The organism is Bowmanella dokdonensis (genome assembly GCF_017254865.1).
GTDB classification, from domain to species: domain Bacteria; phylum Pseudomonadota; class Gammaproteobacteria; order Enterobacterales; family Alteromonadaceae; genus Bowmanella; species Bowmanella dokdonensis.
The window spans coordinates 1-331 of record NZ_JAFKCV010000232.1; the positions used below are offsets into that span (position 1 = coordinate 1).

Annotated in this window: 1 protein-coding gene; it reads right to left on the bottom strand. The window is 50.5% G+C overall.

The window, feature by feature from the left end:
- Positions 1-35 precede the first annotated feature (35 nt).
- On the bottom strand, positions 36-331 hold a 296-nt coding region (locus tag J0A66_RS22360; protein ID WP_500676671.1), incomplete at its 5' end, for a M14 family metallopeptidase.

The window sequence follows — 331 nt, forward strand, 5'->3', positions numbered from 1 at the left end:
GGCCGGGCACATTGTCCCGGCTGGTATTTTTTTCGTTATAGTTGATTCAATACCGCGCGCATGGCAACCAGCACATCCTTGCCCAATTGCTTACTACGCTCTGGCGACCAACCATAGGCTGCGCAAGGTAACTCAGCGTTGTCCTTGAACGGCATTTCCAGGGTATAGGACAAACATTCAAAGTCGTTACCCACAGCGTTAGAGCCCACGGTTAAGTTGGCCTCACCTGGGTTGTCCTTGGGATAACCGTAGGTATCCTGAAACTCTGGCGTTGCGGTGAGCAAAGCCTGTTTAAAGGTGCTCTCTAACTGGGCAATTTTATCGCTGTAAT